Here is a 7,826-nt window from a genome sequence, read left to right on the forward strand (position 1 = left end):
GACAACCGCCGAGCCCACCCGCGTTCTGGCGTGGGCGGGCTCGCTCGTCTCGGGGAGATCGCGACACGGCGGAGGGTCGTCTTGTGATGATGTTGCATGATCATGCATAAGTATGTATATACTTCACGCGTGTCCAAGGTTCTCACTTCTCTGCCTGTCGGCGAACGTGTCGGCATCGCCTTCTCCGGCGGCCTCGACACGTCGGTAGCGGTCGCGTGGATGCGCGAGAAGGGCGCGGTGCCGTGCACGTACACCGCAGACATCGGCCAATACGACGAGCCCGACATCGCCTCGGTGCCCGGCCGCGCGACGGCCTACGGCGCCGAGGTCGCCCGGCTGGTCGACTGCCGGGCCGCTCTCGTGGAGGAAGGACTCGCCGCCCTCGCCTGTGGGGCGTTCCACATCCGCTCCGGCGGCCGGGGCTACTTCAACACGACCCCGCTGGGGCGGGCGGTCACGGGCACCCTGCTGGTGCGCGCGATGCTCGAGGACGGCGTGCAGATCTGGGGTGACGGCTCCACCTTCAAGGGCAACGACATCGAGCGGTTCTACCGCTACGGCCTGCTGGCCAACCCGTCGCTGCGCATCTACAAGCCGTGGCTCGACGCCGGTTTCGTCAGCGAGCTCGGCGGCCGCACCGAGATGTCCGAATGGCTGCTGGAGCACGGCCTGCCCTACCGCGACAGCACGGAGAAGGCCTACTCCACCGACGCCAACATCTGGGGAGCGACCCATGAGGCCAAGGCGCTGGAGCACCTCGACGCCGGCATCGAGACCGTCGACCCGATCATGGGCGTGCGGTTCTGGGACCAGAACGTCGAGATCGCCCCAGAAGACGTCACCATCGGCTTCGAGCGTGGCCGCCCTGTGACGATCAATGGCAAGGAGTTCGCCTCCGCCGTCGACCTGGTTCTGGAGGCCAACGCCATCGGCGGGCGGCACGGCCTGGGCATGTCCGACCAGATCGAGAACCGCGTCATCGAGGCCAAGAGCCGGGGCATCTACGAGGCGCCGGGCATGGCGCTGCTGCACGCGGCCTACGAACGGCTGGTCAACGCGGTCCACAACGAGGACACCCTCGCCGTCTACCACAGCGAGGGTCGCCGGCTGGGCCGCCTGCTGTACGAAGGCCGCTGGCTCGACCCTCAGGCGCTGATGTTGCGCGAGTCGCTGCAACGCTGGATCGGCATGGCGATCACCGGCGAGGTGACGCTGCGGCTGCGGCGCGGCGAGGACTATTCGATCCTGGACACGTCGGGGCCGGCGTTCAGCTACCACCCGGACAAGCTCTCCATGGAACGCACGGAAGACTCCGCCTTCGGGCCGGTCGACCGCATCGGCCAGCTGACCATGCGCAACCTCGACATCGCCGACACCCGCGCCAAGCTGGAGCAGTACGCCGGGCTCGGCATGGTCGGCGCCGACCACTCGGCGTTGATCGCCGCCGCACAGGCCCCCTCGACCAAACTGATCGGCTCGATGCCGGAGGGCGGGGCCGAGGCGATCGCCTCCCGTGGCGAGGCCCCCGAGGACGAACTCCTCGATCACGCCGCGATGGAGTCCGGCACCGACTGACCCTCCGCCGGGCCGCGCACGCCACAATCGTCGGAGAGCGCGGCGGAGGAGGCCATGGGCGAGAGCGTGTCGCCGGCGCAGCTTGCCCCCATGCGGGCGCGAGCCGGCACACGCTTTACTTGGTGTCGTGCAACGTATGACTGGATTACTGGTCGGCGCGGTCTTCGGCGCGGTCTTCGTCGTCGTCAACGCGCAGAGCCCGCTGAACACCGTGACCGTGACCGTGCTGCGGGTGGCCGCCTGCCTGGCCGCCGCCGGGGTGCTCGCGATGTGGTTCGCCACCGCCAGGAAGGAACGGCGGGAGGCGGAGGCGCGGCGGAGCATGTTCGGCCGTGGCTACCTGATCATCGTCGCCGCCGAGGTGATCCTGCTGTTCGGCGGGCTCATGGTGCTGGCTGCCTCGGAGCTTCCCGAGCAGGCCAACGTGGCCTGGGTGGCGCTGGTGGTCGGCGCGCACTTCGTCGCGCTGGCGCCGGTCTGGAAGGACCGGAGCATCGCCGTTCCCGGCGTGCTGCTCACCCTGCTCGGCACCGCCGGGTTCGTCCTGGTGCCGACGGCGGCCGTGGCGTGGGTGCCGGTCGTCAGCGGCGTGCTGTCCGGCGTCGTGCTCCTGGCCGGCGCCGTCACCATGGGCTGGCGCGCCGCCATGCCCCGGGCGGCCTGACGGCCGGCCCCCGGGGGTCCTAGCGGTTGTCCATGTCGCGGAGAAGCTCGTCGAGGCGCGCTTCGTGCCCGTTCATCGCGCGGGAGAACGTCTGCATGGTGTCCTCGAACTGCTCCAGCACCTGCTTCGAGTCGGGCGGGCCGGTGCCGACGGTCTCGCGGAACACCCGATCGCGCTGCGCGGCCACGTCGTCCTGCGCGCGCCGCACCGCCAGCGTGATCTCCTCGGCCAGATCCTGACTGCCCAGCTTCATCACCCGGGGGTCGAACCGTACGTCGATCAGCCGCCCTTGGGCGTCGGCGCGGGCGCGGACCTTGCCGCCCGCGCTCTCGCCCTCACCCCTGAGCGCGGCGATCTCGTTGTGCGCCTCACGGAGCAGGCGCTGCTCCTTCTCCGCCTCCTCCGTGAGGCGCAACAGATCGTCGAACGGGTTGTGCTGCCGGTCGCCCGTCATCGGCACGGATCCGCGGCGTCATAGGTACGCTCGGTCTCCGCCGGCCCGATCCCGGATCCGTGGAGATTGCCGTTGCACAGATTGAGCCACGGGACCGCGCCCTTGTCGCTGCCCACGGCGCTGGCGGCGTTGACGATCGCGCCGGTGAGCTCCGTCAACTGGTTGGACAACGCTTCCTCCTCAGCGAACACGCTCGTCGCCTCCATGCGCGCACGCACAGGCCGAAGCCGGGCACACGGGCCACACTCGCCCGGTTCGCAGCCTCGAAACTCTGCGTGCGCGCATGAGATGATCAACTCGCCGTCTCACATTCTGACACAGGTGATTTACATACGGCTACCCCAAACTTTAGATTCAGGACATACGCTCCGGGTCGCTTGTTCGCCGGCAAAGAACTGGGAACACGTCAGAGCGACTGATGGAACGATGCAAACCCCGCCGGACCCCACCCCCGAAGACGCTATATAACCGCAGGTCAGAACGGGAATGTCAGGCCCTCCGGAAGGGGCCTGACATGTGACGCCGGACGGCTCCGAACCGCCAACGTATGTCACAGATTCTTCATGTTCGGCTTGACCAAAAGGACCGAAACTCCGTAGTTTTGGCCGTCGTTCGGCATGCTTGGGGCCGCAACGAGCGATGCGCGACGCCCGCCCCGGGCCCGGCCCGGCTTGATGGTCGCGAATGGACGGGGGAGGCGATAGAGGCCAGCGGTCCGACCAGGAGCATCACCCAAAGTCACCGGGTTGGACCACTACGTAATCGGCTCAGGAGATGCTCGCCCGAACGGTGACGTCTCGGCGGCCAGGATTCCGCCTCTGGACGATCGATCGGAGAAAGTCCGCTTCATGGAACCCACGTACCTTGTCTGCCTGCCCTTCGCCGGCGCTGGAGCGTCGTTCTTCCGTGGATGGCAGCGGCAGGCCCCCGATGAACTGAGCATCCTGCCGGTGCAGCTGCCCGGCCGGGAAGAACGCTTCAACGAAGCCCCCTACACCGACGTCACACGCGCCGCCGAGGCGGCATGCACCCAGGTCCTGGCCCGGATCGACGGCGCCTCCCCGCCCGTGGCGCTCTTCGGCCACAGTCTCGGCGCCGTGCTCGCGTACGAGCTGGCGAACCACCTCGCGAACGTCAGAGGGGTGACGCCAGAACGGCTGTTCGTGAGTGGTTCGCCCAGCCCGTACGACGGGCGCGAGACCAAGGCCAGCGGCCTCAGCGACGACGAGTTCCTGGCCAGGGTCAGGGAGTTCTCCGGCTACGCGCATCCGGCGCTCGAAAACCCGGAGATGCGTTCGCTGCTGCTGCCCGTGATCCGGGCCGACGTCGAGATGCACGAGACGTACGAGCCCGTCACGGACAAGCCGCTGCCGATCCCGGTCACCGCGCTGCGGGGCCGCGACGACGAGCTCGTCGACGCGGCGCAGATCGGGCGGTGGGAGCGGGTCACCAGCACGGAGTTCAGCACCGCCGAGCTCGACGGCGGCCACATGTACCTGGCCGACGACCCCGCCTCCCTGCTCCGGCTGATCACGGACGAGCTCTCCGGGGAAAGGACGTGACGCTGCGCCTGGCCGGGAAGACGGCCGTCATCACCGGTGCGGCCCGCGGCCTCGGACGCGCCACCGCCCAGGCGTTCGCCCGCGAGGGAGCCGACCTGGTGCTGATCGACATCGCGCGCGACCTGCCCGGGGTTCCCTACCCGCTGGGCACTCCCAGCCAGCTCCGGCACACCGAGGAGCTCTGCCGTCAGGCGGGCGTCGCCGTGCTGGTCAAGGAGGCCGACGTACGGGACCTGAGCGTGGTCGAGGACGCGGTGACCATGGCGGCCGACCGGTTCGGAGCCGTCGACGTGCTCGTCAACAACGCGGGCATCGCCGCTCCGTCCGGCAAGGTGACGCACGAGATCGACGAACACGAGTGGCAGCTGATGCTCGACGTCGACCTCTCGGGCGCCTGGCGGGCCATCCGCGCGGTCGGCAAGCTCATGTCCGAGCGCGGTTCGGGCAGCATCGTCAACGTCGCGTCCACCGCCGGGCTGGTCGGCTACCGGCACTTCGCCGGCTATGTCGCAGCCAAACACGGTCTCATCGGCCTGACCAAGGCGGCTGCGCTCGACTACGCCCCGCGCCAGGTCAGGGTCAACGCGGTGTGCCCCGGCTCGGTCAGGGACGACCCGCAGGTCGAGGGCCGGATGCTGGCGGAGATCGCCCGCTCGCTCGACGTGCCCGTGGGCACGCACGAAGAGACGTTCCTGCAGGCCCAGCCGTCCAACGCGCTCATCGAGCCCGACGCCGTGGCCTCCGCCGCCGTGTGGCTGGCCTCCGACGAATCCCGCCAGGTCACCGGCAGCGTGCTCACCGTCGACGGAGGCTTCACCACGCGCTGACGCCCCGCCGACCAGGCCGTGCCGGCCTTCCGACCCCACTGGAGATCACTCTGTGTACCGCACTGTTGACGCCTGGCCGCTGATCCCCGCGGCCGGCCCGCCGTCCGGGCACTGCCACGCCCGGCGGACACGGCTGCCCGGAGGCGCCGACGCCACCCGGATGGCGCGGATTCTCGACCAGGCATCCCGCCTCTGGTGGGACGGGCCCGCCCGCCTGTGGACGGAACGGGTTCCCGCCCCCGCCGGCTCGACTGAGGCCTGGAGGAGGCTCGACGCCGAGTTGTTCAGGCCGGTGCGCGCGGAAGGAGCCGGGCTGCGGGCCGTCCTGCTGGAGTACGCGGACGGGACCGCCGACCTGGCGCTCGTCGCGCACCGGGCGCGGTTCGACGCGACGTCGCTGCGGATGGTGGCCGAGGTGCTCACCGAGCGGGTTCCCTGCGAGCGGTTCCACGCCGGTCGTCCGCGGATGCCCGCCCCGGATGCCGAGCTGGTCAAGCGGTGGCAGGAGGCCGACTACTCGGGAGCCGCCGTCGAATGGGCAGCCGGGGACGCCGCGGCGGGGGACCGTACCGGGGTGGTGAGCGTGCCGGTTGACGGGTCGGCGCACCTGGCCGCCCGGGTCGCGGTGGCAGCCGCGCTGGTCCTGGGACGGTACGAGGACCAGCGCTGCCCCGTGATCGGCGCGCTGGCCGGGCTGCCCTCGCGGCCGGAGGGAGCGCTGGGGGCGTTCGACGCCGGGACGCTGCTGGCGGTCGACCTGTCCGGCGCCGCCACGACGGGCGAGCTGGTGGCCGGGAGCGCCCGGGTCCTCGGAGGCGACGGCGGATGGTGCGACTCCCGCCAGTACGCGCGGTTGTGCGCGGAGACGGGCGGCCGGGTCCTGGCAGGGCTCCTGGCCACTTCCCCTGACGAGGACGTCCCCTGCCAGACGGCTCCCTTCCCGCTCACCCTCGTACCCGGCCGCGACCCTGACGGCTCCTCCCGGCTCGACGTACGGCACCGGCTGGAAGACGTGGACGAGGAGTCCGCGCAGCGGTTCGCCCGCCACGTCGCCCGCGTCTACGAGCTGCTGGCCGGCGATGACGACCTGGCCCCCGCCGACGTCGACCTGCTGGACGAGCCCGAGCGCCGCCACGTGATCCGCCTCGGCCGCCCGGCCAGACCTCTGGAACGGCGGCCGGAGCGCATCGACGAGATCTTCGCCGCCCGGGTCGCGGAACGGCCGCAAGCCGTCGCCCTCACCGGCGAGGACCGCACGCTCACCTACGCCGAACTGGACGAGCGCGCCGGCCGCTGCGCCGCCTCCCTGAGCGCCATGGGCGTACGGCCGGGCGACCGGGTGGGCCTCTGCCTGGAGCGCACGCCCGACCTGGTGATCACCATGCTCGCCGTGCTGAAGGCCGGAGCCGTCTCCGTGCCGATGGACCCCGCCTATCCGGCGGACCGGCTGGCGTACACGGCCGGCGACGCCGCGCTGCGCGTGGTCGTCACCCATCGCGACTTCCCTCCCGGCAAGCACCTGACCGTCGTCTCCCCCGAACGGCTCGCGGCCGGCGACGACAGCGCCCTTGACGGCGGCGGCGCCCCCGAGCGGGGTGGCCCCGACGACGCCGCGTACGTCATCTACACCTCCGGTTCGACCGGCCGTCCCAAGGGCGTCGTGGTGCCGCACAGGAACGTCGTCGCCCTCCTGACGGCCACCGAGGACGACTTCGGGCTCGGTCCTGGCGACACCTGGTCGAACTTCCACTCCAGCGCCTTCGACTTCTCCGTCTGGGAGATCTGGGGCGCGCTGCTCACCGGCGGCCGGCTGGTCCTGGTCCCGTACTGGGTCTCCCGGTCACCTGAAGAGTTCCACGAGCTGCTGGTGCGCGAGCGGGTCACCGTACTCAGCCAGACCCCGTCGGCGTTCGCCCAGCTCATGGAGGCCGACCGGCTCCGGGCCGAGCGGCTCGCCGTCCGGCTGACGGTGTTCGGCGGCGAACCGCTCGACGTGCGCCCGCTGCTGGGCTGGTTCGACCGGTATCCGGACTGCCGCTTGGTCAACATGTACGGCATCACCGAGACCACGGTCCACGTGACCGCGCAGACCCTGGCCCGTGCCGACGCCATCGCCGGGTCCAGGTCGGTGGGACACCCGCTGCCCGGCTGGCACGTGTACGTCATGGACGAGCAGGGCCGCCCCGTCCCCATCGGCGCGCCCGGCGAGATCCACGTCGGCGGGGCGGGAGTCGCCACCGAATACCTGGGCCGCCCCGAGCTGACGGCCGAGCGCTTCGTCCCCGACCCGTTCGCCGGCGGCCGCATGTACCGCAGCGGCGACCGCGGCCGCCTGCGGCCCGACGGGCGGCTCGAACACCTGGGGCGGCTGGACACCCAGGTCAAGGTGCGTGGCTTTCGCATCGAGCTGGACGAGATCCGCAGCGTCCTGCTCGACGACCCCTCGGTGGGCTCGGCCGCCGTGGTGTTACGTGACAGCCGGCCGGGCGACCCGCCCCGGACGGCCCTGCCGGGCGATCCGCGCGGGGCGGCCGGGCAGGCGGCCGATCACGCCCTGGCGCGGCTGGACGCGTACGTGACGCCGGCGGACGCCGATCCCGCCGCGGTGCGGCGGCGGGCGGCCAAGGTGCTGCCCGACCACATGATGCCCGCCACCATCACGGCGCTGCCCGCGCTGCCGCTCACCCCGAACGGCAAGCTTGACGTCCGCGCCCTGCCGGAACCCGCCTCCACCCCGCCTCCCC

7 protein-coding genes are annotated in these 7,826 nt (G+C 71.2%); 5 read left to right on the forward strand and 2 right to left on the reverse strand.

What is annotated here, in order from left to right:
* Nucleotides 1–129 precede the first annotated feature (129 nt).
* Both argG and E1294_RS49945 read left to right on the forward strand, forming a co-directional pair.
* Nucleotides 130–1,575, forward strand: coding sequence for an argininosuccinate synthase (argG, locus tag E1294_RS49940; protein WP_132519745.1), 1,446 nt, complete (start codon nt 130–132; stop codon nt 1,573–1,575).
* Between the two features lie 136 nt (nt 1,576–1,711).
* Nucleotides 1,712–2,239, forward strand: a complete 528-nt coding sequence (locus E1294_RS49945) for a hypothetical protein (RefSeq protein WP_132519748.1) — start codon at nt 1,712–1,714, stop codon at nt 2,237–2,239.
* A 19-nt stretch (nt 2,240–2,258) separates the two neighbouring features.
* Here the strand turns inward: E1294_RS49945 and E1294_RS49950 are convergent, their stop codons facing one another.
* The gene (locus tag E1294_RS49950; protein WP_132519751.1) at nt 2,259–2,693 is read right to left on the reverse strand and encodes a YbaB/EbfC family nucleoid-associated protein; all 435 of its coding nucleotides are present in this window, start codon (nt 2,691–2,693) and stop codon (nt 2,259–2,261) included.
* A complete protein-coding gene (locus E1294_RS49955) occupies nt 2,690–2,884 on the reverse strand; it encodes a hypothetical protein (RefSeq protein ID WP_132519754.1) in 195 nt (64 codons plus the stop codon). The genes E1294_RS49950 and E1294_RS49955 overlap by 4 nt, the downstream gene beginning before the upstream one ends.
* 657 nt (nt 2,885–3,541) lie before the next feature.
* Between E1294_RS49955 and E1294_RS49960 the strand changes: the two genes are divergently transcribed.
* The 3 genes from E1294_RS49960 to E1294_RS49970 all read left to right on the forward strand — a co-directional run.
* Nucleotides 3,542–4,255: a thioesterase II family protein gene (locus E1294_RS49960; RefSeq protein ID WP_132519757.1), complete on the forward strand. Its 714-nt coding sequence runs from the start codon at nt 3,542–3,544 to the stop codon at nt 4,253–4,255.
* Nucleotides 4,252–5,082: an SDR family oxidoreductase gene (locus E1294_RS49965; RefSeq protein ID WP_220448408.1), complete on the forward strand. Its 831-nt coding sequence runs from the start codon at nt 4,252–4,254 to the stop codon at nt 5,080–5,082. The genes E1294_RS49960 and E1294_RS49965 overlap by 4 nt, the downstream gene beginning before the upstream one ends.
* 52 nt (nt 5,083–5,134) lie before the next feature.
* On the forward strand, nt 5,135–7,826 hold a 2,692-nt coding region (locus E1294_RS49970), incomplete at its 3' end, for an amino acid adenylation domain-containing protein (RefSeq protein ID WP_220448409.1).

The organism is Nonomuraea diastatica, assembly GCF_004349015.1.
Taxonomy (GTDB): domain Bacteria; phylum Actinomycetota; class Actinomycetes; order Streptosporangiales; family Streptosporangiaceae; genus Nonomuraea; species Nonomuraea diastatica.